Source organism: Flexivirga caeni (assembly GCF_003724155.1).
Classification (GTDB): Bacteria; Actinomycetota; Actinomycetes; order Actinomycetales; family Dermatophilaceae; genus Flexivirga; species Flexivirga caeni.
In genome coordinates, this window is sequence record NZ_RJJQ01000030.1 from 1 (window position 1) to 25116 (window position 25116).

Sequence of the window (25116 nt, forward strand, 5' to 3'; positions counted from 1 at the left end):
CGATACGCCAAACGCGCCGCCTACTACGCCGCCGAAGTCACCATCGCTGGCATCATCCTCTGGCTACGCAACGATTCACAGGACACGCCCTAGGCGAATAAGTTCGCCGAGCCCGCCACTCGTTTCGGTCGTCGCCTCCGCGGCCGTCGGCTGGTCGTGCAGTTGGGTGGGGGTGGCTGTTGCCCGAATCGGTCGTCGCCCACGGTTTCGGGTATGCCGAGCGCGCGCTGGACCGCGCGCTGGGCACACTCGGAGTTGTCGGTTCAATCAGGAGTATGCCGAACGCGAGTCTCTGGGTGCCGGAGGCGGGATTTGAACCCGCACGCCCTTGCGAGCAAAGCATTTTGAGTGCTCCGTGTCTGCCGTTCCACCACTCCGGCGGGAGTGCCGCGCCAGTGTACGGGAGACGACGCCCCCGGCTCCACTCGGCGCAAGACTCCGGCAATCCCGGCGCGGTTGATCTCAAGCGAACTTGAGGTTCGATGATGGCTGACATGGAGATCACCGGGCTCGTCCGTCACGATCCGGACTTCTGGGTCTTCGCTCTGCCCGACGGTCGCAATGTCGAGGTGTTCGGCAAGGGCTTCCCAGGAAAGGAACACCTCTCGACTGGTCCCGTCGTGGGCTTCGCCGTCCGTGACCTGGCCGCCGCCGTGGAGGAGTTGCGGATAGCCGGCGCCGAGTTGCTCGGCGGGGCCGGCCCGACGTGGCAGCACTTCCGCGGACCCGACGGCACCGTCGATGAGCTCGTCGCAGACTGACAGGAGCGGGGATGCTGGGTCGGATCAGCCCGCACCGTGAACACGGCGTGCGGCGTCGCGTCGATGGTCAATGTCGTGGTGATGAACTCGTCGGACATCGGGACGCCTCTCCGTCGATGGCCGCCTCGCGGATTGATCCGACCTGCACGGAGCACTCAAAATGCTTTGCTCGCAAGGGCGTGCGGGTTCAAATCCCGCCTCCGGCACCCCGCTACCTTGACCGATGCTCACCGTCGCGCGCGAGCTGCCACGGCGACCACGCATCCCGCGAGCGCACCGGCAAGTGCGCCGAATACTGCCGCGGGCAGGCCGACTTCCGCGGCAGTGGCCCACGCGGTCGGCGTGTAGATCCGCAGTCCGGCGATCGTGCCGACCAGCACGCGGGCAACGCCGCAGGTGGCACACCCGTAGATCGCGTATCGCAGGACAGGGTGCGAGCGCCGGATGTCGCTCCAGGGCGCGACTGTCCAGGAGGAGTTCATGGCTTCTCCTTTCGGGCAGTGTGCCGCTCGACGGACACCACAGTAGCCGATTGTTTGAGCGACTGCTCAATAACGTGCGTCGCGCCGTCCCCGGCAACCGTCGGCCGGTATGTCGCGACCACCTCGCGGCCGGTTGCCGCGCGAACCCGCAGCGACCCACCCGGTGCCATACTGAACGTCAGCCGAAAAAGGGGGCGAACGATGTTCAGCGTTCCGTGGCAGTTGGTGCTGCCGGTGGTCGTCGTCGCGGTGGCACTCGTCCTCTACTGCCTGGTCGACATCGTGCGGACCGACGACGAACTGCTGCTGCACAAGTGGCAGTGGACGCTCGCGGTCGTGATCCTGGTGCCGCTCGGCGCGTTCGCCTACCTGCTCGTCGAGAAGCTCGGCATGGTGCACAGCCCGGGTGCGCCGCCGGGGGAGCTGGACACCCGCCCCGACCTCTACTTCGACCCCCGCAGGCGCTGACCCGGCACCCTTCCGGTCACCCTCTCTAAGCTGGTGGGTCGGTTCGGCCACGCCAGAAGGGGTACGGAAGTGCACATGATGTTCGACGCCCATGACGGCCAGGGCTGGCTGCAGGTGGAGGAGCTGCTGCTCGCGTTCGTGCTGTCCGCGGTGATCGGCCTGGAGCGACAGGTTCGCGGCAAGGCAGCGGGCACGCGCACCCAGACCATCGTCGGCACGTCCGCCGCGCTGATCCTGCTGGTCAGCAAGTACGGCTTCAATGACGTCCTCGGCAGCCACGTCATCCTCGACCCGTCGCGGGTTGCCGCGCAGGTCGTCTCGGGCATCGGTTTCCTCGGTGCCGGCCTGATCATCACCCGCCCGACGTCGGTCCGCGGGCTGACCACGGCCGCATCCGTGTGGGAGACGGCGGCGATCGGCCTGGCGGCCGGCGCCGGGCTTCCGCTGCTCGCGGTGCTGGTGACGCTGCTGCACTTCGCGGTCGTGCTTGGTTTCACGCCGCTGTCGCGCTGGCTCGGCGATCGAGGGCTCGGCGAGCGGCGCTACCTCGTCACGTATGCCGACGGGCGCGGCATCCTGCGCGAGGTGCTGTCCACCTGCACCGGGCGGCAATGGGTGATCGGCTCGCTGTCCGTGGAGCGCAGCCGCAAGCCGATCGACACGGAGTCGGACGGCGACGAGTCCGCCGTCGTGGCCGTGGGGCTGACGCTGACCGGCCGCGCGCTGGACCAGGTGGTGCCGGTGCTGGGCGCGATCGACGGCGTCATCCGCATCGACCGGGAGGAGTCGGACGACGACTGAACGGTTACCACGTCGCCCGCCGGGTCACCCGGTCACGATGCTCGCCACCAGGTTGATGGTGGCAGCGAGGATCACCGTGCCGAAGACGTAGGAGATCAGGCAGTGCCGCAACACGACCGCGCGGAACCGCGACTGGGTCACGTTGGTGTCCGAGACCTGGTAGGTCATGCCCAGGTTGTAGCTGAAGTAGAAGAAGTCGCTGTATGCCGGCGGCTCCTCGTCGTTGAAGTCGATGCCGCCCACCGGCGCGGTGTAGTAGAGCAGCGCGTACCGGGCGGCATACATCAGATGCAGCATCGACCAGGTCATGAAGACGCCCAGCAGCCCCAGCGCGGCGGCCAGTTGGCCCCGGTGCGAGTGCTCGAGGATCAGCAGGACAATGTTCGCGATCAGCGCGCCGACCGCCGCGCCGACGATCAGCAGCTCCTCCAGCCACGGTGCGAAGGTCTCGGTCCGCGTGTGCTCAGCCGTCGCATCGGCGTCCATCGGCCACAGCGCGACGGTGCCGAGCACCACGAAAGTCGTTGCCAGCGCGACGATTCCGCAGAGAATCCCGAATGACACGCGGGTGACCAGCGCTACTGCAACTCCGGCGAGCACGCCGACGACCGCGGTCAGCACCAGGCGGGGCAGGGCCGCGGTGAGCGGGTTCATCGGCGATCTCCTCGGTCCGGTCGCGTGGTCTGCGACGGGTGGCGTATGGCGAGCCTAGGCGCCCGTCCCGCGCACCGTGTCGGGGCAGTGTTGGATGACCTCATGGCACTCTTCGGCAGACGACGGGATACGACCGGCGAAGCGATCGCGGACTTCTGGGCCTGGTGGAGCGACGGCGGGTCCGGCCAGGTCGCGATGGCCGATTCCGGACCGGACCAGGTGCGACTGCTCGGGCCGCGCGTGGAACTCATCGACCCGAACCTGTCCTGGGAGCTGGCACCCGGCAGTGAGTCGGCGCACCTGCTCGTCGTGACCGCGGACGGCGACCCCGACCTGCGGGCGACCGCGCGGCGGTGGCTGGCCGGTGCCCCGCCGAGCGACTTCGTCTGGTCGTATGCCGACAGCCGCCAGCCCGCCGCCTCGCTCGACGGGCGCCGGATCGGCGTCGACGGTCACGAGTTCGACCTCGGCTCGGTGCAGGTCGGTGTGCGCCGCACCGGCAGCCGGCTGGACGTGACGGTCTACCACCCGCAGATGGCGCAGGTGCCGGCCGACAAGCGGATCACGTTGTGCTTCCACGCACTCGACGTCGCACTCGGCGAAGAGATGACCGAGACCTGGATCGGTGAGCTCGCTCCGGTCGAGGCTCCGCCGCTGGACGGCTTCGGGCTCACCGGGCTGCGGGCGGTGGTGCGCGACCTGCGCGGCGAGTTCACCGACGAGAACGGCGAGCCGCAGTGGATTTCGTTGCAGGGCAACGGTCCTCGCGGTGCTGTGATCGCGGGCGCGCAGGTGCCGCTCGCGGCGGCCTGGGCCCCGCAGTTCGACCAGCACATCGTGATCACCGCGCCATACCGGGACAGGGACGATGCCGGGCTGCCCGACCCGGCAGCAGCGGAGGAGCTGGAGCGGCTGCGCAGTCACGTGACCGACCGGCTCGAGGGGCAGGGGCGCGTGGTCGCCTACGAATGCAGCGGCGGCACCTGCCAGGTGCACGTGTATGCCGAGGGCTCGACCCCGGCCGCGGATCAGGTGAAGGCCGCCGTCGCCGGATGGGCGAACGGTGCGGTGCGGGTCGCCGTCGAGTCCGACCCGGGCTGGGCAGGAGTGGCGCACCTGCGCGGGTGAGCCGTCCCACACCGGCGCCGGAGCCCGCCGGCGTGCCCACCCGGCGTGCTTAGCTGGTCCGGTGAGCAACGAAAACGCTGCGATGCGAGTGCTGGTCGCCGAGGACGAAGCGATCATCCGGCTCGACCTCGCCGAGATGCTGCGTGATGCGGGGTTCGACGTGGTTGCCGAGGTCGGTGATGGGCGGCAGGCGGTGGACCGCGCGCTGGAGTTGCAGCCGGACCTGGTCGTGCTCGATGTGAAGATGCCGGTGCTGGACGGCATCAGCGCGGCGGACGAGATCGGGCGGGCGGGTGTCGCCCCGACGGTGATGCTGACGGCGTTCTCCGACAAGGACCTGGTCGAGCGCGCCAGCGACGCCGGGGTGATGGCGTATGTGCTCAAGCCGTTCACGATCGACGATCTGCGCCCGGCCATCACCATCGCGCGATCGCGGTGGGCCGAGCGCAGGGCGCTGGAGCAGGAGGTCGCCGACCTCGGGTCGCGCCTGGAGACGCGCAAACGGATGGACCGGGCCAAGGGGATCCTGATGCAGCAGCTGGGACTGGATGAGCCGAGTGCCTTCCGCTGGATCCAGAAGACGGCCATGGACCGGCGTCTCGGCATGCGAGAAGTTGCCGACGCGGTGATCGCCGGATCCACGGGCGGTGGCCAGTGAACGTACAGTGAGTGCACATACCCGAGGGAAATAGCCAGCAAACACACAGTCATCGACCAAAATTCCCGGGTAATGGTCAGTAAACACACGGCATGGGACGCAGTTCTGGGTAAGTAATCAGAACGTAACAAGCGAAACCTCAGAATGAGGGTGTAGCCGCGCCCGATTCGCTCTAAGGTCACTGTCACGCGCGCGGCGCATCCGGCGAGTGCGCGCTCCCTGTGTCTAGGAGGAACCTTCGTGCGTGCGACGAAGCTGATCGTCATACCGGCGATCGCAGCAGTGATGACAGTGGCCGGCTGTGCCAACAGCAGCTCCGGTGGCGGCGGGGGCAGTGCCTCAGGAACCGGCGGCAGCTCCGGCGGCAGCAACGGGCTGAAGAGCCTCCCGGAGCAGACCAAGATCGACGTTCCGGCCGATGCCGTGAAGCCAGCCGGCGACGGCAAGGCGGTCTGCGCGCCGACCACGACCTTGGCCTACGTGGGTGCCGAGACGGGCGCCAACGCGCAGCTGGGCATCAACATCTACAACGGCGTGCAGCTCGCGATCGACGAGCACAACAAGGCCAACCCGAAGTGCCAGGTTCAGTTCAAGAAGTTCGACACCGAGGGTGACCCGAGCAAGGCGACCGGCCCGGTGACCCAGGCGGTCAACGACAAGACCATCGTCGGCGTGGTCGGCCTGCCGTTCTCCGGCGAGTCCAAGTCGACCGGCAAGATCTTCCAGCAGGCAGGCCTGCCGCACATCACACCCTCGGCGACCAACCCGTCACTGACCCAGAACGGCTGGACGACGTTCTTCCGAGGCCTCGGGAACGACAACGTCCAGGGCCCGGCGGCTGCGAAGCTGGCCACCACCATGCTCGGCGGCAAGAAGGTGTTCGTCGTCCAGGACGACTCCGACTACGGCATCGGCCTGGCCAAGACCACCCAGGCCGCCCTGCCGAAGGCCGACCTCGTCGGCACCGACAAGGTGACCACCGGCCAGAAGGACTTCTCGGCCACCGTGCAGAAGGTCATGAACTCCAAGGCCGACGTCGTCTTCTACTCCGGCTACTACGCCGAGGGCGCGCCGTTCGACCAGCAGCTGGTGCAGAAGGGCTTCAAGGGCGACTTCATCGGCCCGGACGGTGTGAAGGACCCGCAGTTCATCAAGCAGGCCGGCGACGCGAGCAAGAACGCCTACTTCACCTGCCCGTGCATCCCGGGTGATTTGATCCCGAGCTTCGCCGACGCCTACAAGAAGGTCAGTGGTGGCACCGCACCGGGCACCTACTCAGTCGAGGGGTATGACGCCGCGACGATCATGCTGACCGGCATCGACAAGGGCAAGACGACGCGCTCCGCCATGGAGCAGTTCATCCGCACGTATGACGCCGACGGCCTGTCCAAGAAGTACAAGTGGACCTCGACGGGTGAGCTGGAGAGCCTGCCGGTCTACGCCTACAAGGTGTCGAACGGCAACATCGTCTCCGCCGGCGTGATCCCGAGCAGCTGACGCATCGCTTCTTCGCCGACGGCCACGGCGCGCTTCCCGCCGGTGGCCGTCGGCGAAGTGCCGTGCCGGCAGTTCCGAACGAGCATCACTGACCGCTAGGAGAACCACTCGTGCATGGTCTTGTTACCAGCCTTGCCACGGTTGACAGCAGCTGGATCCAGTTCGACTGGAGCAACCTCTTCCAGAACTTCTGGCCCGCCACCTTCGACGGGATGACCTTCGGCGCGATCTACGCGCTCGTCGCCCTCGGCTACACGCTGGTCTACGGCGTGCTCAACCTGATCAACTTCGCGCACTCGGAGGTCTTCATCTCCGGGGCGTACGCGGTGGTGTTCACGCTGTCCGCGCTCGGTTTCGGGCCCAACCCGCCGCACCTGTCACTCATCGCGATCATCGGTGACCTGTTGCTGGCCTGCATCGCGGCCATGATCGTCTCGGCGATCGTCGCGCTGATCGTCGAGCGGGTCGCCTACAAGCCGTTGCGAGATCGCGGCGCACCACGCCTCGCCTATTTGATCAGCGCGATCGGCGCCTCCTTCGCGATCCAGTACATCTTCTTCAACTGGCGCAGCTCGAACGCCGAGCCCGCGGTCATCATGTTCAACCCGAAGCCGATCTTCGACGTCTTCGGCACGATCATCGACAGCCAGCAGCTGACCATCGTGATCGCGGCCATCGTGATGATGGTGGCCACCGACCAGTTCATTCGCCGCACCCGGCTCGGGCGGGGCATCCGCGCGGTCGCGCAGGACCCCGACACCGCGACGCTGATGGGCGTCAACAAGGAACGCATCATCATGTCGACGTTCGTCATCGGCGGCATCCTGGCCGGCGCGGGTGCGCTCTTCTACGTGATGAAGGTGCCGTCCGGGGTCATCTACAACGGCGGTTTCATCCTCGGCATCAAGGCCTTCACCGCGGCGGTGCTCGGCGGCATCGGCAACATCCGCGGCGCCCTGCTCGGTGGCCTGCTGCTGGGCATGATCGGCAACTACGGCCAGTACCTGCTCGGGGACGCGCAGTGGACGGACGTCGTCTCGTTCATCGTGCTGGTCCTCGTGCTGATGGTCCGGCCGGAAGGCATCCTCGGTTCCAACCTCGCGAAGGTGCGTGCGTGATGGGCATCAATCCAGAAGGCCCGCCGATGGGCGGCGCGGAAGCTGCTCAGCTGGACGCGGACGAGCTGGCCGAAACCAAGGGCAGCCGGCTGGACAAGCTGCGCGGCCGGTGGCGCGCCCTGCCGCGCTGGCAGCAGTGGCTGGTGCTGAGCATCGTCGCGCTGGTCGTCTTCTTCTTGCCGGTCATCAACCCGCCGATCATCACCACCGAGCCCGGCACCGACTTCCCGCTGGCCTGTTTCGACATGGCGCGGTTCGCGCTGGTGGCGCTCGGCCTGAACGTCGTGGTCGGCCAGGCCGGCCTGCTGGACCTGGGCTACATCGGGTTCTTCGCCGTCGGTTCGTATGTCGCTGCGCTCTGGACGAGTTCGGACTCGACCTACGTGCACATTCCGTTCCTGTGGACGCTGCCGCTCGCCATGGTCGTGACGGTGTTCTTCGGGGTGCTCCTCGGCATACCCACGCTGCGGCTACGCGGCGACTATCTGGCCATCGTGACACTCGGGTTCGGTGAGATCATCCGGCTGCTGGCCAGCATCGTGCCCGCGCTGCGCGGCAACGTCGGCTTCCAGAACGTCGGCGCACCCCCGGGAACCCACGACGGCAAGCAGATCTTCGACAACAGCCACGGCACGCCGTGGTACATGATGACGGTCGCCATCATCATCGTCGTGATGCTGCTGCTCGGGAACCTCGAGCGGTCCCGAGTCGGCCGGGCGTGGGTCGCCATCCGGGAGGACGAGGACGCCGCGGAGACGATGGGTGTCCCGACGTTCAAGTTCAAGCTGTGGGCGTTCGGCACGGGTGCCGCGATCGGCGGTCTCTCCGGCGCGATCTTCGCCGGGCAGGTCGGCTTCGTGAACAACCAGAAGTTCGACGTCGCGACCTCCATGCTGTTTCTGGCGGCGGTCGTGCTCGGCGGTTCCGGGAACAAGTTCGGGGCGGTCATCGGCGGCGCGATCGTGTCCTACATCCCGAACCGGTTCATCGAGATCGCCAACTACAAGTACCTCATCTTCGGCGTGGTGCTGATCGTGCTGATGATCTTCCGGCCGCAAGGCCTGCTGCCGGCCCGCAACCATCTGCTCGCCGCCATCGGCCGGATCCGGCAGTGGACCGGCACGGCGTCCGGGCAACCGGAAGCTGCCGCCGCGACCGATGCCGGCCGGATCACGTTGCGCAAGGAGGAGGACCAGTGAGCACCGCCATACCGGACCCGGCGGACGGTCGGACGGTCACCGAGCAAGAGATCGCCGACATCGTGGCGCCGGATCGCGAAATCGCGGTCTCGGTGGGTGAGCCGCTCGTCGTACTCGACGAACTCACCGTCACCTTCGGCGGCCTGACCGCCCTCGACCACGTCTCGTTCGAGATCCGGCGCGGCGAGATCCTCGGCCTGATCGGCCCGAACGGCGCCGGCAAGACGACCTGCTTCAACGCGATGACCGGCGTCTACAAGCCGTCGCACGGCACTGTGACGATGGAGGGCGCGTCCCTGGTCGGCAAGAAGAAGCACGCGATCACCCGGGCTGGGGTGGCCCGCACCTTCCAGAACATCCGCCTCTTCGGCGACATGACCGCTCTGGAGAACGTGGTGGTCGGACTCGACGCCCGCCACCGCACCAGCGTTCCGGGTGCGATCTTCCGCACCCCACGGCATGTGCGCGAGGAGCGCGAGTCGATCGAGCGGGGTATGGCGCTGCTGGAGTTCGTCGGGATCGCCGGCGAGGCCACCTCGCCGTCGCGCAGCCTGTCCTACGGCTCGCAGCGACGCCTGGAGATCGCCCGCGCGCTCGCCACCGAGCCGAAGCTGTTGTGCCTGGACGAGCCTGCGGCCGGATTCAACCCGGCCGAGAAGGAAGAGCTGATGACGCTCATCCGGCAGATCCGCGACGACGGCTACACCGTGCTGCTCATCGAGCACGACATGAAACTGGTCATGGGAGTGACCGACCGCATCGTGGTGCTGGAGTTCGGCCGCAAGATCGCCGAGGGCGCACCGAAACAGATTCAAGAGGACCCGGCAGTGATCGCGGCATACCTGGGCGTGGAGGACGACGACGATGGCGTTGCTTGAGCTGAACAGCATCAGCGTCCACTACGGCCGCATCCAGGCGCTGCACGAGATGTCGATCCACGTCGACGAGGGCGAGATCGTGTCGCTGATCGGAGCCAACGGCGCCGGCAAGACCACGACCATGCGCGCCATCGCCGGACTGCTCGGCCTGTCCGCGGGGTCGATCCAGTTCGACGGCGGCGACGTCTCCAAGACGAAGGCGCACCTGCGCGTCATCCGAGGCATGTCGCTCGCGCCGGAAGGCCGCGGGATCTTCCCGGCCATGACGGTGCTGGAGAACCTCGACATGGGTGCGTTCGCGCGCAAGGACAAGTCGTCGATGGACGCCGACTTCGCGCGCGTCTTCGACCTCTTCCCGCGGCTGAAGGAGCGCTCCAAACAGGCCGGAGGCACGTTGTCCGGTGGCGAGCAGCAGATGCTGGCGATCGGCCGGGCGCTGATGGCGCACCCGAAGCTGCTGCTCCTCGACGAACCGTCGATGGGCCTGGCACCACAGTTCATCCGGCAGATCTTCCGCATCGTCAAGGAGGTCAATGAGCAGGGCACGACGGTGCTGCTCGTCGAGCAGAACGCCAACCAGGCGCTCAAGCTCGCCCACCGGGCGTACGTACTGGAGACGGGTCACATCACCCGCGAGGGTTCCGGGGCCGAGGTCGCGGCCGACCCCGCGGTGCGGGCGGCATACCTGGGCGCCTGAACGTCTCCTGGCGGTGTCGACTGCCGGATCAGCGGCAGTTGAGAGGACGCTGTGCCGGATCCGTGTTCAACCCACGGATCGAGGGCGTACGCTGCCCTGTGCAGTCCTGCTCGGGGCCCGGCGAGACGGAGGAAGTTGGATGGCCAGATCGGCCGTACAGGTCACCCGCGTGACCTACGGGGACGAGGATTCTTTCGTCCAGTTGTGGCGCGACTCGAAGCTCGCGGACGGGCACACCGAGGATCAGATCGACCGGGCGCTGCGCGAGGGCCGGCTGACGCGGGCGTGCGAACGCCCGGACGTGCGGATCTTCGCCGCTTCCGTCGACGGCGACCCCGTCGGCTTCACGATCGTGATGTCCGGTCCGGTGTCGGCGCTGCAGGACACCCTCGCCGTCTGGGTGGACGTGCTGTGGGTCCGGCCGGGGCGCCGCCAGCGCGGGGTCGCGGGCGCGTTGCTGCAGGCTGTTGCGACATACGCCGAGCACATCGGTGCCCCTGAGATCGTGTCGTGCGTCCCGTCGGCCAGCAGGGACGCCAATCGCTTCTTCGCCCGGCTCGGGTTCGCATCGGTCGTCACCGAACGGATGACGACACCGGCCGCGTTGCACCGCCGCCTCGCGGGGCCGGGGGCCGTGGTGGGCGAGGCGGTGCGGCGCCGGCGAACGCTTCGTGCCCGCACCCGGCGTCACGAGGTGCTGACTCCGGCGGAATGAAACCGCTTGTGGTTACTTGGCTTTCGGAGCGGAGTCGCGCAGCAGGCAGGTGATCCGGCTGGTGCAGATACGGTTGCCGTCCTCGTCGGTGATGACGACCTCGTAGGACGCCAGGGTGCGCCCGAGGGACAACGGCGTGGCGGTGCCGGTGACCAGGCCGGAGCGCGCACCGCGGTGGTGCGTGGCGTTGATATCGAGGCCGACGGCAATGCGCCCTTCGCCCGCATGGACGGCTGCGCCGACCGAGCCAAGGGTCTCGGCGAGCACCACGCTGGCGCCGCCGTGCAGCAGGCCGTAGGGCTGGTTGTTGCCCGCGACCGGCATGGTCGCGACGATTCGCTCAGGGCTGGCCTCGGTGAAGACGATGCCCATCTTCTCGCCGAGCGTGCCGGTGTTGAGGTCGTTGAAGAGCGCGACCAGGTCGGTCCCGGGAGTCGGGGCGGGGGACGGCGTCGTGGTGTCGGTCATGACCCCTAGGCTGCCAGGTGTGAAACGCCTGCTGCTCCTCGACGGTCACTCGCTCGCCTATCGCGCCTTCTACGCGCTGCCCGTCGAGAACTTCTCGACCAGCACCGGGCAGCCGACGAATGCCGTCTATGGCTTCACCTCGATGCTGATCAACGTGCTGCGCGACGAGGAGCCGACGCACGTCGGCGTCTGTTTCGACGTCTCCCGGCAGACGTTCCGGGCGGAGGAGTATGCCGAGTACAAGGCGGGCCGCGCCAAGACGCCCGACGAGTTCAAGGGGCAGGTGTCGCTGGTCCACGAGATCCTCGACGCGCTGAAGATCCGCTACGTCGAGATGTCCGGCTGGGAGGCCGACGATCTGATCGCGACGCTGTCGACCGAGGCGGAGGCGGCGGGTTTCGACGAGGTGCTGATCGTCTCCGGTGACCGCGACGCGATGCAGCTGGTGACCGACAAGGTCACCGTGCTCTATCCCGCCAAGGGGGTCTCCGACCTGTGGCGGATGACACCGGCCAAGGTCGAGGAACGCTACCTGGTGCCGCCGGAGCGCTACCCGGACCTGGCGGCGCTGGTCGGAGAGAAGTCCGACAACCTGCCGGGGGTTCCCGGCGTCGGCGCCAAGACCGCGGCCAAGTGGATCGGGCTCTACGGCGACCTGCCCGGCATCGTCGACCACGTCGGCGAGATCAAGGGCAAGGTCGGCGACTCCCTGCGCGAGCACCTGGACGGCGTGCTGCGCAACCGGCGGCTCAACCAGCTGGTCCGCGACGTGCCGATCGGAGTCACCCCGGACGACCTAGAGCGGCAGGTGTGGGACCGCGACCAGGTGCACCAGGTCTTCGACGGCCTGGAGTTCCGGGTGTTGCGGGAGCGCCTCTTCGCAACTATCGAAGCAGGCGGGGCAGAGGCTGAAGGTGCAGTCGAGGTCGAGGGTTCGGTGCTGGAGCCCGGCGAGGTTGCCTGGTGGGCCACGTCATACCTGACGTCGAAAGACCGGGCAGGCCTGCACGTCGTCGGCGACTGGGCACGCGGCGCCGGAGACGTGCGCGCACTCGCGATCGCGGTGGGCGAGGAGCGCGCGGCATACGTCGACGTGGCGGAGCTGACTCCGGAAGGAGAGAGCGCGATCCGGGCGTGGCTTGCCGACCCCGAGCGACCGAAGGTGATGCACGACGCGAAGGGCCCGCTGGAGGCGTTGTATGCCGCGGGCCTGCCGCTCGCCGGGCTGGTCAGCGACACGGCGCTGGCGGCATACCTGGTGCGGCCGGACCAGCGCGCCTACGACCTGGGCGACCTGGTGCTGCGGTTCCTGAAGCGCGAGCTGCGGCCCGAGCAGGACAACCCGGCGCAGGGCATGCTCGACCTGGACGGTCACGACACCCAGGCGGAAGAGGCGATGGTCCAGGCCCGCGCGGTGCTCGACCTGTCGGCCGCGCTCGACGGACAGGTCGAGGAAACGGGTGGCACCGAGCTGCTGCGCGACCTGGAGTTGCCGCTGGTCGAGCTGCTGGCGCAGATGGAGCGGGTCGGCATCCACGTCGACCCCGACCTGCTCGACCGGCTGGAGAGCGACTACGCCGACGCGCTGGAGCGGGCCGCGGAGGATGCCTACGAGGCGGCGGAGGGTGAGCGGATCAACCTCGGCTCGCCGAAACAGTTGCAGACACTGCTTTTCGACAAGCTCGGCATGCCCAAGACCAAGCGCACCAAGACCGGCTACACCACCGACGCCGACGCCTTGACCGAGCTCTACGCCAAGACGGGGCACCCCTTCCTGGAGGCGTTGCTGCGACACCGGGACGCGGCGCGCCTGCGCGTCACGGTCGAAGGGCTGAGCAAGTCGATCGCCGACGACGGACGCATCCACACCACCTATCAGCAGACCATCGCGGCGACCGGTCGCCTGTCGTCCACAGACCCCAACCTGCAGAACATCCCGATCCGCACCGAGGAGGGCCGGCGCATCCGGGAGGCGTTCGTGGTCGGCGAGGGATACGAGTCGCTCATGTCGGCCGACTACAGCCAGATCGAGCTGCGCATCATGGCGCACCTGTCCGGTGACGCCGGGCTGATCGAGGCGTTCCGCAGCGGCGAGGACCTGCACCGCTACGTCGGTTCGCGCGTGTTCGGCGTCGAGCCGCAGGACGTGACCGCGGAGATGCGGGCGAAGGTGAAGGCGATGTCCTACGGGCTGGCCTACGGCCTGTCGGCATACGGTCTGTCGAAGCAGCTCTCGATCAGCACCGCCGAGGCGAACACGCTGATGGAGGAATACTTTTCGCGGTTCGGCGGGGTGCGCGACTACCTGCGGGAGGTGGTCGACGTCGCACGCAAGACCGGCTACACCGAGACCATGCTCGGCCGCCGGCGCTACCTGCCCGACCTGACTTCCGACAATCGGCAGCGGCGCCAGGCGGCTGAGCGGATGGCGCTCAACGCCCCGATCCAGGGTTCGGCAGCCGACGTGATGAAGCTGGCGATGCTGCACGTGCGGCGGTCGCTGGACGCTGCCGGAGTGCGGTCGCGGATGCTGCTGCAGGTGCACGACGAACTCGTCCTGGAGATCGCGCCGGGGGAGCGCGCGCAAGTCGAGGAGATCGTGCGTCGCGAGATGGGCAACGCCATCGAGTTGGACGTCCCGCTCGATGTCAGCATCGGCGTCGGCAACTCCTGGCACGCCGCCGCCCACTGAGCACCGCTGTCGGACGGGCTATCCGTCGCGGCGGAAGACCTGCTGGATGAGCGGGGCCAGCCAGCTCCAGATGACGCTGCCGGAGGCGGCGGTGTAGTGATAGCCGTCGGCATACAGGGCCGTGCCGTTGATCGCATCGTGGTAGCCGCCGGTGCACAGCAGCTTGTCGAAGTCGAACACCGTCGTACCCGTCGATGCGGCCCACTGCCGGACCTTCGCGTCGATGGTCGCGACGCGCCCGTCGTCGTTGATGTGCTTGGCGTCGTCGGTGAACCCGATCACCCGATGGCACGTCAGGGTCGCGACCGCGAAGTGCTTGGCGCCGGCGGCGAGTGACTCACGCCGCACGGATCCCAGCATGCTGCCCAGCCAGTCGAGGTAGGCGGGTGTGCCGAAGTGCAGGGTCCGGCCGTTCACGAGCATGTCGCTGGTGATGCTCTGCGGGACCATGAAGATCGCCAGGTCCGGCGGGTCGCTGCGCAGTCGCTCCTGCCATTGCCGGTGGAACGCCGGGCAGCCGGCGCCGATCGGCTGGACCTGACCGTCCAGCACCTTCTGTCCGGGGAACGGGTCACAGCCCAGGCTGACGTCGGTGGCGACGTTCAGGTCGGGGTATTTCACGCCGGGGAAGGCGCTCTGCAGGCTGTCGGGCACCGAGTTGCCGATCAGGGTGACCGTCTTGCGCGTGGCCATCGGCGTGTAGGGCGTAGCCCGCACCTGAACGCCGTCGCCGGTCGCGGCCGCCGCGCCCACCTCGGACCGCGGCAGCACCACCAGGCCGGCGGTCAATGCGCAGAGCACGCCGACCGCCACCGGCCGGCCCAGCCCGGGTCGCCCCGGAACGAGCGCGCGCAAGCCGCCGGCGCGCACCGGGCGCTCGACATAGCGGTAGGTGAGGTAGGCCAGTGCGACGGAGACGGCAAGTTCGGCGACTCCGCGCGCGAAGGCCGGCAGGTGGATCCGGCGGTCGTTCAGGAAGACGATCACCGGCCAGTGCCACACGTAGAGCGCGTAACTGAGCAGCCCGACCCGCCGCAGCGGCTTACTCGCCAGGACACGCTGCACCGGCGATCGGGTGAGCGACGCGCCGGTGACGATGGGCGCGACCGCCACGACGCACAGGGCCGCGAGCCCGCCGCGGAACGGTATGGCGGAGGTGTCGGTCAGCACGACGAATCCGGCGAGCAGCACGATCAGTGCGGGAATCGACGCGACCCGGCAGCAGCGGTCGATCGCATCGGCGGTCCGGCCGAACGGCGACGAGCCGGCACGCTTGCCAGTGCGTCCGGCCCGGTCGCCGAATTCCCGGCCGCTCACCAGCACGGCGACCGCGGCGCCGATGAGCAGCTCGAATGCGCGGGTGTCGGTGCCGTAGTAGACCCTGCTCGGATCGGCGCCCGGCACGTAGAGAGCGGCCATCCGCCATACCGACAGGGCGGCGAGCACCGTCAGCGCGCCCGCCACCAGTGCCCGCCGGCGCCGGCTGCGTGCGGCGAGCGTGAGCAGCGCGATCAGCAGGATGGGGAAGATCAGGTAGAACTGCTCCTCGATGGCCAGCGACCACGTGTGCACGACCGGGGACGGCATCGACAGGGAACTGAAGTACTGATCATTGGACAGCAGCAGCCGCCAGTTGGCGACGTAGCAGAACGCGCTCAGCACGTCCCACGCGTCGGCCGCGCGTCGTGACGGCGGCGCCCAGACCGCCGCCACCGCGGTCACCGCGAGCAGCATGAGGGTCAGTGTCGGCAATAGCCGCCGGGCTCGAGCCAGCCAGAATCCGACCAGGTCGATCCGGCCCCACGCCGCGCGTTCGTGCAGCAGCAGCGAGGTGATCAGGAAGCCGGACAGGACGAAGAAGATGTCGACACCCAGCCAGCCGCCGCGCAGCCACGGGATGCCGAGGTGGTAGCCGACGACGGCGAGCACGGCGATGCCGCGCAGCCCGTCCAGTGCCGGGCGGTAGGACAGCCCGTGACGGACCGGGCTCCCTGCCCGGCCGCTGCGGGGGTTCAGCGCTCGTCCGGCACGCTGCGACGGGACGCCCGCTCGTCGTCGTCCGGCCGGTCATCGTCGTGCCGGGTCGCTCGTGGCTCCGGCCGGTCATCCTCGTGCCGCCGCGGGGGTCGTGCCTCCGCCCGGTCGTCGTGCCTCCGGTCGGTATGACGGTGACGGACGCTCGATTCGTCGAACCGGTCGTCGTCCCAATCGCGGTCCCGGCCTCGCCCCGTGTCGCGGTCCCGCTGGCTGCGGGGAATCGCACGATGCTCCTCGCGCCGGTCGACGCCGAACATCAGCACGCCGGCCACCACGGTGATCAGGCAGATCGCGAGCGAGGCGAACGCGCGGTAGCGGTTCTCCTGGGTCACGTCGCCGCACACCCCATGCGCGAAACTCCCGCCTGCCGGGCTGAGCGCAGTGCCGCAGCCGAACACGCCACCGGAGGACGTGCGAACGCTCGTGACGGGCACGAAGAGGAAGTAGACACACAGCACCAGGAGGGCCAGCCCGATCAGTACGCAGATCTTGCTGCCGGTGCGCAGGGTCATCACGGTGCGCGTCTCGACGTCATCCATGGCGCGTATGTTACTCAACAGTTGGGTCCGGGTGGCGGTGTGCGGAGAGCCCGGTGCGTCCGGATTTTTCAGGACCGGTCCGCGGGTGGTATGTCGATCCAGAGCAGCACGCCCGATCCGACCGGGGCCGGGAGCGGTATGGACGCCGCGCCGCTGCCCGGGTGGACCGCGTGCACCGAGCCGGAGTCGGCCAGCGTGACGATGACCGAGTGCGGGACGGTCACGTTCAGGTCCCATGACGAGATGTCTTCGGGATAGGACCAGGCGAGCAGGAAGCGTGCCGGGTGCCCGTCGCGCATCAGCTGGAAGCCGACGGCCGGCGCGAGCGTGATGAACGACTCGAGCCCGGCCGACTCGATCCGGACCGGCACACCGGGCCGTGCGTGGTCGTGCAGGTAGTTCTGGACCGCGTCGATGACGACACGCGACCGCATCGAGGTGACCCGGGATGGCGCCCGCGCGGTTGCGGCGGCGAGCACGCTCGCAGCGACCAGAGCAGCCGTCCCGGCCGCCGTGACACGCCGCACTACCGTGGGGTCGGCCCTGCGCCATACCGGCTCGTCGGCCAGGAGCTCGGCGCACCGGACGGCGAGGACCGCGTAGGCAAGCGGGGTGATGACCAGGACCGGCAGCTGCCAGTAGGACTGCTGGAGGTCGGCCGGCATCCGCGACAACGCCGTCGATTCGCCGATGACCGCGGCGAGCACGACCCAGCAACCGCGTGTCGCGGCGGTGCGCGGCAGTCGCGGGCCCGCGGTTGCCGCGAGCAGGAGCAGCACCAGGACGACGAGCCCGGCGGCGGTCGTGGAGCCGCTGGGCGGAGTGGTGAAGTCGTTGCCGAGGCGGGTCAGCGCGGTCGGGGACAGGTGACCGATCACGAAACGCGCGCCAGCCGGCATGCCGTTGTGCGACGGCTCGCCGGGGCTGTCGGCGGTGGCGAACTGCCAGACCAGCTGCACGTTGTTGGGGTGTATGACGAAGAGCTCGACGATCGGCGGCAGCCAGGCGAGCACGGTGAGGCAGGTCGCCACGACGACGCGCTTGCGGGCTGCTGCGCGGCTGCGCCAGGACCGGCTGCGGTGGCCGGTGCGCAGGTTGCGCCATACCCGGGCGGCACAGCACCCCAGGGCGACGACCATGACGGCCACCACGACAGGACAGAAGGCGAGGTTCACCTGAGCCGCGAACGATCCGGCGAGCAGCATCACCCACGGCCCGTGCGGGTCCCGGTCCAGCACGGCCCACGCCGCGACCAGCATCAGCAGGACGGACAGGATGCCGGCGTAGGGGTTCAGCGGCCGGGCCAGGACGTCGGGGCCGAGCAGCCACTGCGCGAGCAGCAGCGCACCGGCCACCGGCACGGCCGTGCGCAGGCGACGCAGCCGGTAGGCCATCACGACCGTGCCCACCACGCACACCAGGTTGACGAGGGCGACCGACAGCACAATCCCGGTGGCGCTGTAGTGGAACAGCGCCGAGACCGGCGCATCCAGGTAGAACTCGAGCGGGCCGGGGTGGTGGCTGTCCAGGCTGCGCTGCGTGTTGCCGCTTGTCGACCGCATCCCGACCAGCGGGGGATGCGCGCTGAACACGGCCTGGATGCGCGCGGCGACGATGGCGTCGTCGCCGACCGGCAGCCAGCCTGCGGCGATCGCGCGCGCGGCCGCCACGACGACTGGCACCGCGCACAGCAGGCTCAGCAGGGTCGCCGGGTGCAGGGCGAGCGATCGGGTCCGGCGGACTCGGGCTGACCTCCGCGGCCGCGCGATCGCCGGCCGGGAGACGTCAGCGGGCGAGGCCATGCGCAGGATGCTCCCGGACGTGGGGGGTGGACGGTTCGTGCTGCAGGGTAGCCGAGTCGCCGGCCCGACATAATGCGAGCGTGAATGTCGCAGCGATCGTGCTCGCTGGGGGAGTGGGCAGCCGGATGCGTCCGCTCACCGACGCGTGTCCCAAGCCGCTGCTCCCGCTGGGCGCCGAACCGCTCGTCGGTTACCAGTTGCGGCGGCTGGCCGCCGTCGGTGTCCGGCGGGTGGTGCTGGCGACCGGTTATCTCGCGGCATCGTTCGACGCCGTGCTCGGCAACGGTACGCAGTGGGGTCTGGAGCTGACGTACAGCGTGGAGGATCAGCCGCTCGGCACCGGTGGCGCGATGCACGCCGCCGCGGCGCTGCTGCCGGATGCCGACCGGCTGGTCGTGCTGAACGGCGACCTACTGTCCAGTCACGACCTCGCGGCGCAGCTGCGTGCCGCGCCGGCCGGTGCGGTCAGCGTGCACGTGCGATCGGTCGCGGACGTCGCGCCATACGGGCAGGTCGTCTTCGGTCCGGACCGGCGCGTGACCGGCTTCCACGAGAAGAGCGGGCGCGGGCCGGGGTGGGCGAACGCGGGCACGTATGTCGTCCCCGGTGACTTTCTGCGCACGCTGCCCGACGGGCGGTGCTCCTGGGAGCGGGACGTCCTGCCGGCGGCGATCGAGGGCCAGGCGCGCGTCGAGGCATGGCCGGCCGACGGCTACTTCCGCGACGTCGGGGACCCCACGGCATACCGGCAGGCTTGTGTCGACGCGGTGTGCGGTGACCTGCCGGGCGGGTCGCGCCCCGCGTGCACGAGGTATGTCGCGGCCAGCGCGGTCATCGCCGCGAATGCCCGGCTGACCGGCGGAAGCAGCGTCCACGAGAAGGCCACCGTGGCAGCAGGCGCCTGGCTGGACGGCTGCGTCGTGCTGCCCGGCGTGCAGGTCGGGGCCGGTGCGCGACTGCGCCGGTGTGTCGTCGCGGCAGGTGCGGTCGTCGCAGCAGGGGAGAAGCGCACCGACGCGATCGTCACCGGCGTACCTACTCGTCGGTAAGCTGCCAGCCCATGAGCCCTGGAACCCCCGGCAGCCGATCTCGGCCGGCGGCTGTGCGTCGCCTTCCGGCTCTGGACGGCATCCGCGGTGTGCTGGTGATCTTCCTGCTGGCCTTCCACTTCGGGGTCGGCCGGCTGCAGGGGGCCTGGCTCACCCTGAATGTGTTCTTCGTGCTCTCGGGCTTTCTCATCGTGCGGATGCTGGTCGAGGAGCGCGCGCAGACCGGGAGCGTCCGCATCGGGGCGTTCTATGCGCGGCGGGCGCGCCGGCTGTTCCCGGCGCTGGCGACCCTGCTCGCGGTGATCGTCGTCTACGGTCTCGTGTTCGCCTCGTCCGCAGTGCGCGCGTCGCTGAAGTGGGACTTGTTCGCCACCATGGGCTACTTCATGAACTGGCGGCTGATCGCGCAGAGCAATCAGTATTTCGTGCAGTTCGCCGAGCCGTCGATGCTGCAGCACACCTGGTCGCTGTCGGTCGAGGAACAGTTCTATCTCGTCATCCCGGCGCTGCTGTTGCTGCTGATGCGGGTGGTCACCACCCGGCGCGCGCTGATCGCCGCGTTCACCGGCCTGGCGATCGTGTCCGCGGGCTGGATGGCCGTCGTGGGCGTCGCCACTGCCCAGGCCCGGTCGCACGTCTACTACGGCACCGACACCCGCGCGCAATCCCTCCTCCTGGGTGCCGCACTGGGCGTGCTGACCGCCCGGTTTGGGGCTGGTGAACGACGAAACCCGTTGCCGGTGAAGACGGTTCAGCTCGCCGGCGCGGCCGCCTTCGTGGTGACGCTGGCCGGCTTCCTGCTCGCGGCGCCGCAGACGCAGCTGATGGTCGACGGCGGGATGTTCGTGCTCTCGCTGGCTGCGGTGGTGTGGGTTTGGACTGCGGCCGACGCGCGCGGCGGTCCGTTGCAACGGGCCCTCGCCATACCCCCGCTGGCCGCTCTCGGCCGGATCTCGTACGGCGCCTACCTGTGGCACTGGCCGATCGGGCTGTGGCTCGGCCAGCTGATGCCCGGCGGCCCGGTCTGGCTGCGAGTTGTGCTCGGCTTCGCGCTGACCCTCGGCGTCGCGACCATCTCCTATCAGCGCATCGAACGACCGATCCATGACCGCGGCTGGCGCGCGGTGGTGGGCAGCGTCCCCCGTGCGCGCACCCTCGCCGCCGGCGTCCTGGCCGCCCTGCTATTCGGCGCCGTCGGTGTCGGACGAGGGGCCATGGCGGCCGGTCAGCCGCAGCCCGGCAACTCCGCCCGGATCGTCTCGCTGGTGCCCGGGCAGGGCCAGTTCGTGCCGCCAGCGAAGCCCTACACCGTTGCCCTGTATGGCGATTCGGTGCCTGACCTGCTGGTGCAGAACTTCCCGCAGCAGGATTTCCCGGGCGTGCATGCCGTGGCGCTCGCCGTGCCGGGCTGCGATCTGCTGGACCAGCCCTACGTCAACCAGGCCGGCGGCGGGACGGTGTCGCCGAACCACGCGGACTGCACGCAGTTCAAGGCCGACACGGCACAGCGCCTCACGGCCGCGCACAGCCAGCTCCTGGTCATCTTCCCGAGCATCCTGCTCGGTTTCCCGCACCGGTTCGGCGACCGCGACCTGTGGTGGGGCGACCCGCGCTACTCCGCCGCGATCACCGCGCGGCTGAACACGATCGTCGCGGCGGCGCGGGCGGCCGGCTCGGAGCCGGCGATCGTCACCCAGACCTGCCGGGACTCCGCGTCGGGTGGCCTCGGCCGCTTCGTCGACGTGGCGCAGGCGAAGGACCCGGCGATGCTGCGCGAGTTCCGCACCGCCGACCACGTCAACTCGCTCATCAGGTCGTGGGGCAGCCAGCACGGCGTGCCGGTCGCCGATCTGGACGCGGCACTCTGCCCGGGCGGTGTGCCGCGGCAACTGCCCGGCCTGCCGGTGTATGGCGATGACATCCACCTCTCCCGGCAGATCACGCCGAGTGTCTGGGCGTTCCTGCTCGCCCAGCTCGCCGACCGGAGGGCCGGCCAATGATGAGCGCGTTGCGCGAGCGCGTCCGGGCTCGCTCGGGGAGTCACTACCTGCCTGCCGTCGACGGGGTGCGCGGCATCGGCGTGCTCATCGTGCTGCTCTACCACGCCGGGGTCTCGGCGCTGACCGGCTCGTTCCTCGCGATCGACATGTTCTTCGCGCTCAGCGGCTTCCTGATCACCTCGGTGCTGCTGCGGCAGCACGAGAAGTGGGGGACCGTGCCGCTGCTGCAGTTCTGGGCGTCCCGCGCTCGCCGGTTGTTCCCGGCGATGACTGCGGTGGTGCTGCTCGCGGCGTGCTACGCAAAGTTCCTCGCCGACCCGACGGTGCTGAGCCGGTTCCGGATGGACATGGTGTCGGCCCTGACCTACTGGTCCAACTGGCACTTCATCCACGACAAGCAGTCCTACTTCCAGGCCGGCACCACCGTCTCGCCGTTGCTGCACACCTGGTCGCTGAGCATCGAGGAGCAGTTCTACCTCGCCTGGCCGGTGGTCCTGCTGGCCTGGATGGCGTGGCGGCGCGGGCGCCTGCGCTGGCTGCCGACGGTGCTGTGCGTGCTCACTCTCGCGTCGGCGACCTATATGGGCGTGAAATACCAGCCGTTCACCGATCCGTCGGGTGTCTACTACAACACGTTCACCCGCGCCCAGGCACTGCTGTGCGGCTGCTGGCTGGCCGTCGTCCTCGCGGACCGGGCACAGCGCGCAAGACCGCGCCCGAAGCGACCCGTGACGGTGCTGTTCGGTGTGCCGCTACGAGCGTCGACCTGGTCCGCGCTTGCCGCCTGCATCGGCATCGGGTGGCTGCTCGGCGCACCGTTCTTCGTCAGTGACCAGAGCCAGTGGGTCTTCCGCGGCGGCTTCCTGATCTCCGGCATCACCTCGGTCGGGATCGGCTGGCACCTGGTGACCTGCCAGGACGGGCGGATCTCGGCGGCGCTGAGCTGGCGGCCGCTCGTCGAGATCGGCAAGCGGGTCTACGGGCTCTACATCTGGCACTGGCCGCTCTTCCTCATCCTCGACTCATCGCGAACCCACCTGCACGGTATGGCGCTGCTCGGCCTGCGTTTCGCCGTCGTGTTCGCCGTGGCGTTCGCCTTCGACTGGTGGGTCGAGCGCCCCATCCGCCGCGGCGCGCTGCGCCGGCTGGTCCCGCACGGCGGGATCATCGCCGCTGGTATGGCGCTGGCGCTCGGTCTCACCTGCGCGTTCGTGTCGACGGCCGGTGCGAAGGCCCCGATCTTTGGCACCGCGCTCCCGGGCAGCATCAGCACCGTCACCGGCCCGATGCGCCCCGGGCAGAGCCGCGTCGACGTCTTCGGCGACTCGGTCGCGTTCACCTTGTGGAAGTACTTCCCGGCGCAGGACCTGCCCTCGATCAGCGTCGGATCCAGCACCCAGCTCGGGTGCGGGCTCGCGCTGCCGCAGGAACTGCAGGTCGGCAATCAGCACACTCCTGCGCAGACCCAGTGCGACGACTGGCAGCGCCGCTGGAGCGCACTGGTCGCCGAGACCCGCCCCCGGCTGTCGATCATCGTGTCCGGTTCGGCGGAACTCTTCGACCGGTGGGTGGGCGGCAAGCTGTTGAAGGCGGGCACACCACAGTGGCGCAGCTACCTGGCTGCGGCATACGGACGCGCGGTGGACGTCGCGGGTGACCACGGGCGCTATCCGGTGACGGTCGCGAACATCCCGTGCTATCACCGCGAGGGCTCGATCGGCGGCGGTGCGCTGGCACCGGAGGCATTGGTCGACGAGGACTCGATGGCATCGGTCGTTCAGAACGACCCGGCCCGGCAGGCGGACCTCAACGACGTGCTGGCCGAGGTGGTGCGCACCCATCCCCGGACGTCGTTGCTGGACATGCGCAGCTACCTGTGCCCGGCCGGCACTTACCAGGCACAGCTCGACGGCGTCACGATGCGCCCTGACGGGGTGCACTTCGCGAAAGCGGGTGCGGCTGCGTGGTGGGAACACTTCGCTCCCGAGCTGCGGCGGCTGTTCGGGCGGCAATTGCCCACCAACGGGATCTCGCAGTAGGGCGCGGGCGCAACGCCCGGGATGAGACCCTTCGTGCGTGCCTGAACTGACCGCCGATGAGCGCGCGCTGCTGGACCTGGTCGACGACGAGGAGATCGTGGCCGACCTGCGAGAGCTGGTCGCCATACCTTCGGTGGGCGGCAGTGCCGGTGAGGTGGCCGCGCAACGGTGGTGCGCGGCCTGGTTGCGAGCCCTCGGCCTGGACGTCGACGAGTGGGACATCGACCTCGCTGAGCTGACCGCGGACGCCGGGTTCCCGGGCGCCGAGGTGGCGCGTACCGAGGCCGTCGGGGTGGTGGGCGTGCTGCCGTCGAGCGGCGGCGCCGTCGACGACCCGGCGCTCGCGCTGTGCGGGCACACCGACGTCGTGCCTCCCGGGAACCTCGACGCGTGGACCGGCGACCCGTTCGAGCTGCGGATCCGGGCCGGCGTCGGCTACGGCCGCGGCGTGTGCGACATGAAGGCCGGCCTGGTCGTTGCCATCGCCGCGGTGCGGGCCGTCGGCCGGTCCGGACTGCACCGGCAGCGGCCGCTCGCGGTCCACTGCGTGAGCGGTGAGGAGGACGGCGGGCTCGGCGCGTTCGCGCTGCTGCGCCGGGGACACCGCGCGCAGGCGTGCGTGATCGCCGAGCCGACCGCGGGGGACGTCATCCCGGCCAACGCCGGGTCGCTTACCTTCCGCCTCGAGGTGCCGGGTCGGGCGACGCACGGCTCGCTGCGCTGGCAGGGCGTGAGCGCCGTCGAGAAGTTCGGCGTCGTCCATGCTGCGCTGCGCGACCTGGAGAAGTCTCGGAACGCCCAGGTGCCAAGGGAGTTCGCGCATCTGGAGTTTCCGTGGCCGCTGTCGGTCGGGATGCTGCGCGCTGGCGACTGGGCGAGCACCGTGCCCGACCTGCTCGTCGCCGAGGGACGCTATGGCGTCCGGCCGGGGGAGACGATCGAGGCGGCACAGCAGCACTTCGAGGACGCGATCGGCGAAGCAGCGCAGCGCGACCCATGGCTGCGGGACCACCCGGTGCGGATCAGCTGGCCGGGTGGCCGCTTCGCTTCCGGGCAGCTGCCGGAGGGGCATCCGCTGCTCGGCCAGGTCGGGGCGGCCGTCGAGTCGGTCGGCGGGTGGGCGCCGCGGGTGGTGGGTGCGCCCTACGGCTCGGACCTGCGGTTGTACGCCGCGGCCGGCGTCCCGACGCTGCAGTACGGGCCCGGCCGGATCGAGCACGCGCACGCGGTCGATGAGTGCGTGGAGCTCGCGGACGTCTTCACCGCTGCCCGCGTCTACGCCCTGCTGGCCGCCCGCGCCTGCGCCGAAGTGACCGGCCGGTAACAAACCGGCGCGGCGCACTAGGGCGTGTCCTGTGAATCGTTGCGTAGCCAGAGGATGATGCCAGCGATGGTGACTTCGGCGGCGTAGTAGGCGGCGCGTTTGGCGTATCG

The 25116-nt window shown here is 69.3% G+C and carries 22 protein-coding genes and 1 tRNA gene; 16 read left to right on the forward strand and 7 right to left on the reverse strand.

The window, feature by feature from the left end; translation table 11 throughout:
• Nucleotides 1-297 precede the first annotated feature (297 nt).
• Nucleotides 298-380: transfer RNA gene (locus EFY87_RS19300), tRNA-Leu, on the reverse strand.
• A 105-nt stretch (nt 381-485) separates the two neighbouring features.
• Between EFY87_RS19300 and EFY87_RS19305 the strand changes: the two genes are divergently transcribed.
• Nucleotides 486-761, forward strand: coding sequence for a VOC family protein (locus EFY87_RS19305; protein WP_148043417.1), 276 nt, complete (start codon nt 486-488; stop codon nt 759-761).
• Nucleotides 762-988: 227 nt separating this feature from the next.
• Here the strand turns inward: EFY87_RS19305 and EFY87_RS20440 are convergent, their stop codons facing one another.
• Nucleotides 989-1243, reverse strand: a complete 255-nt coding sequence (locus tag EFY87_RS20440) for a hypothetical protein (RefSeq protein ID WP_158607722.1) — start codon at nt 1241-1243, stop codon at nt 989-991.
• Nucleotides 1244-1444: 201 nt separating this feature from the next.
• Between EFY87_RS20440 and EFY87_RS20445 the strand changes: the two genes are divergently transcribed.
• The gene (locus EFY87_RS20445; RefSeq protein WP_158607723.1) at nt 1445-1711 is read left to right on the forward strand and encodes a PLDc N-terminal domain-containing protein; all 267 of its coding nucleotides are present in this window, start codon (nt 1445-1447) and stop codon (nt 1709-1711) included.
• Nucleotides 1712-1786: 75 nt separating this feature from the next.
• Complete coding sequence (locus tag EFY87_RS19315) at nt 1787-2512, forward strand: MgtC/SapB family protein (protein WP_123273121.1); 726 nt, start codon at nt 1787-1789, stop codon at nt 2510-2512.
• Between the two features lie 24 nt (nt 2513-2536).
• Here EFY87_RS19315 and EFY87_RS19320 read toward each other — a convergent pair whose 3' ends face one another.
• Nucleotides 2537-3166, reverse strand: coding sequence for a DUF1345 domain-containing protein (locus EFY87_RS19320; RefSeq protein WP_123273122.1), 630 nt, complete (start codon nt 3164-3166; stop codon nt 2537-2539).
• Between the two features lie 102 nt (nt 3167-3268).
• On the opposite strand from EFY87_RS19320, the gene EFY87_RS19325 reads away from it, so the two are divergent.
• The 8 genes from EFY87_RS19325 to EFY87_RS19360 all read left to right on the forward strand — a co-directional run bounded on the left by EFY87_RS19325 (nt 3269) and on the right by EFY87_RS19360 (nt 11056).
• Nucleotides 3269-4294 (forward strand): DUF695 domain-containing protein, encoded by a 1026-nt coding sequence (locus tag EFY87_RS19325; protein WP_158607724.1) that lies wholly within the window; start codon nt 3269-3271, stop codon nt 4292-4294.
• A gap of 82 nt (nt 4295-4376) precedes the next feature.
• Nucleotides 4377-4952, forward strand: coding sequence for an ANTAR domain-containing response regulator (locus EFY87_RS19330; protein ID WP_123273124.1), 576 nt, complete (start codon nt 4377-4379; stop codon nt 4950-4952).
• 240 nt (nt 4953-5192) lie between these two features.
• The gene (locus EFY87_RS19335; RefSeq protein ID WP_245988765.1) at nt 5193-6449 is read left to right on the forward strand and encodes a branched-chain amino acid ABC transporter substrate-binding protein; all 1257 of its coding nucleotides are present in this window, start codon (nt 5193-5195) and stop codon (nt 6447-6449) included.
• A 110-nt stretch (nt 6450-6559) separates the two neighbouring features.
• A complete protein-coding gene (locus EFY87_RS19340) occupies nt 6560-7567 on the forward strand; it encodes a branched-chain amino acid ABC transporter permease (protein WP_245988767.1) in 1008 nt (335 codons plus the stop codon).
• Nucleotides 7567-8766 carry a branched-chain amino acid ABC transporter permease gene (locus EFY87_RS19345; RefSeq protein WP_245988769.1) on the forward strand — a complete coding sequence of 400 codons (1200 nt, stop codon included), beginning with the start codon at nt 7567-7569 and terminating at the stop codon, nt 8764-8766. Before EFY87_RS19340 ends, EFY87_RS19345 begins: the two co-directional genes overlap by 1 nt.
• Nucleotides 8763-9644, forward strand: a complete 882-nt coding sequence (locus EFY87_RS19350) for an ABC transporter ATP-binding protein (RefSeq protein WP_123273125.1) — start codon at nt 8763-8765, stop codon at nt 9642-9644. Before EFY87_RS19345 ends, EFY87_RS19350 begins: the two co-directional genes overlap by 4 nt.
• A complete protein-coding gene (locus tag EFY87_RS19355) occupies nt 9631-10341 on the forward strand; it encodes an ABC transporter ATP-binding protein (RefSeq protein WP_123273126.1) in 711 nt (236 codons plus the stop codon). Before EFY87_RS19350 ends, EFY87_RS19355 begins: the two co-directional genes overlap by 14 nt.
• 139 nt (nt 10342-10480) lie before the next feature.
• Complete coding sequence (locus EFY87_RS19360) at nt 10481-11056, forward strand: GNAT family N-acetyltransferase (RefSeq protein WP_123273127.1); 576 nt, start codon at nt 10481-10483, stop codon at nt 11054-11056.
• 12 nt (nt 11057-11068) lie between these two features.
• Here EFY87_RS19360 and EFY87_RS19365 read toward each other — a convergent pair whose 3' ends face one another.
• Nucleotides 11069-11524 (reverse strand): hotdog fold thioesterase, encoded by a 456-nt coding sequence (locus EFY87_RS19365; protein WP_123273128.1) that lies wholly within the window; start codon nt 11522-11524, stop codon nt 11069-11071.
• Between the two features lie 19 nt (nt 11525-11543).
• Here EFY87_RS19365 and polA point away from each other — a divergent pair, with 19 nt between their 5' ends.
• Nucleotides 11544-14216, forward strand: a complete 2673-nt coding sequence (gene polA / locus EFY87_RS19370; RefSeq protein WP_123273129.1) for a DNA polymerase I — start codon at nt 11544-11546, stop codon at nt 14214-14216.
• An 18-nt stretch (nt 14217-14234) separates the two neighbouring features.
• On the opposite strand, the gene EFY87_RS19375 is transcribed toward polA, so the two are convergent.
• The 3 genes from EFY87_RS19375 to EFY87_RS19385 all read right to left on the reverse strand — a co-directional run bounded on the left by EFY87_RS19375 (nt 14235) and on the right by EFY87_RS19385 (nt 18594).
• The gene (locus EFY87_RS19375) at nt 14235-16232 is read right to left on the reverse strand and encodes an acyltransferase family protein (RefSeq protein ID WP_342769146.1); all 1998 of its coding nucleotides are present in this window, start codon (nt 16230-16232) and stop codon (nt 14235-14237) included.
• The gene (locus tag EFY87_RS19380; protein WP_123273131.1) at nt 16229-16792 is read right to left on the reverse strand and encodes a hypothetical protein; all 564 of its coding nucleotides are present in this window, start codon (nt 16790-16792) and stop codon (nt 16229-16231) included. Before EFY87_RS19380 ends, EFY87_RS19375 begins: the two co-directional genes overlap by 4 nt.
• Nucleotides 16793-16860: 68 nt before the next feature.
• Nucleotides 16861-18594 (reverse strand): hypothetical protein, encoded by a 1734-nt coding sequence (locus EFY87_RS19385; protein ID WP_123273132.1) that lies wholly within the window; start codon nt 18592-18594, stop codon nt 16861-16863.
• An 80-nt stretch (nt 18595-18674) separates the two neighbouring features.
• Between EFY87_RS19385 and EFY87_RS19390 the strand changes: the two genes are divergently transcribed.
• Genes EFY87_RS19390 through EFY87_RS19405 form a run of 4 tightly spaced genes read left to right on the forward strand, consistent with a single transcriptional unit; the run spans nt 18675 to nt 25006 of the window.
• Nucleotides 18675-19643 (forward strand): nucleotidyltransferase family protein, encoded by a 969-nt coding sequence (locus tag EFY87_RS19390; protein WP_123273133.1) that lies wholly within the window; start codon nt 18675-18677, stop codon nt 19641-19643.
• An 11-nt stretch (nt 19644-19654) separates the two neighbouring features.
• Nucleotides 19655-21643 carry an acyltransferase family protein gene (locus EFY87_RS19395; protein ID WP_123273134.1) on the forward strand — a complete coding sequence of 663 codons (1989 nt, stop codon included), beginning with the start codon at nt 19655-19657 and terminating at the stop codon, nt 21641-21643.
• Between the two features lie 8 nt (nt 21644-21651).
• Complete coding sequence (locus EFY87_RS19400; protein WP_158607725.1) at nt 21652-23682, forward strand: acyltransferase family protein; 2031 nt, start codon at nt 21652-21654, stop codon at nt 23680-23682.
• Between the two features lie 37 nt (nt 23683-23719).
• Nucleotides 23720-25006 carry an ArgE/DapE family deacylase gene (locus EFY87_RS19405; RefSeq protein WP_123273136.1) on the forward strand — a complete coding sequence of 429 codons (1287 nt, stop codon included), beginning with the start codon at nt 23720-23722 and terminating at the stop codon, nt 25004-25006.
• The last annotated feature ends 110 nt before the right edge of the window (nt 25007-25116 follow it).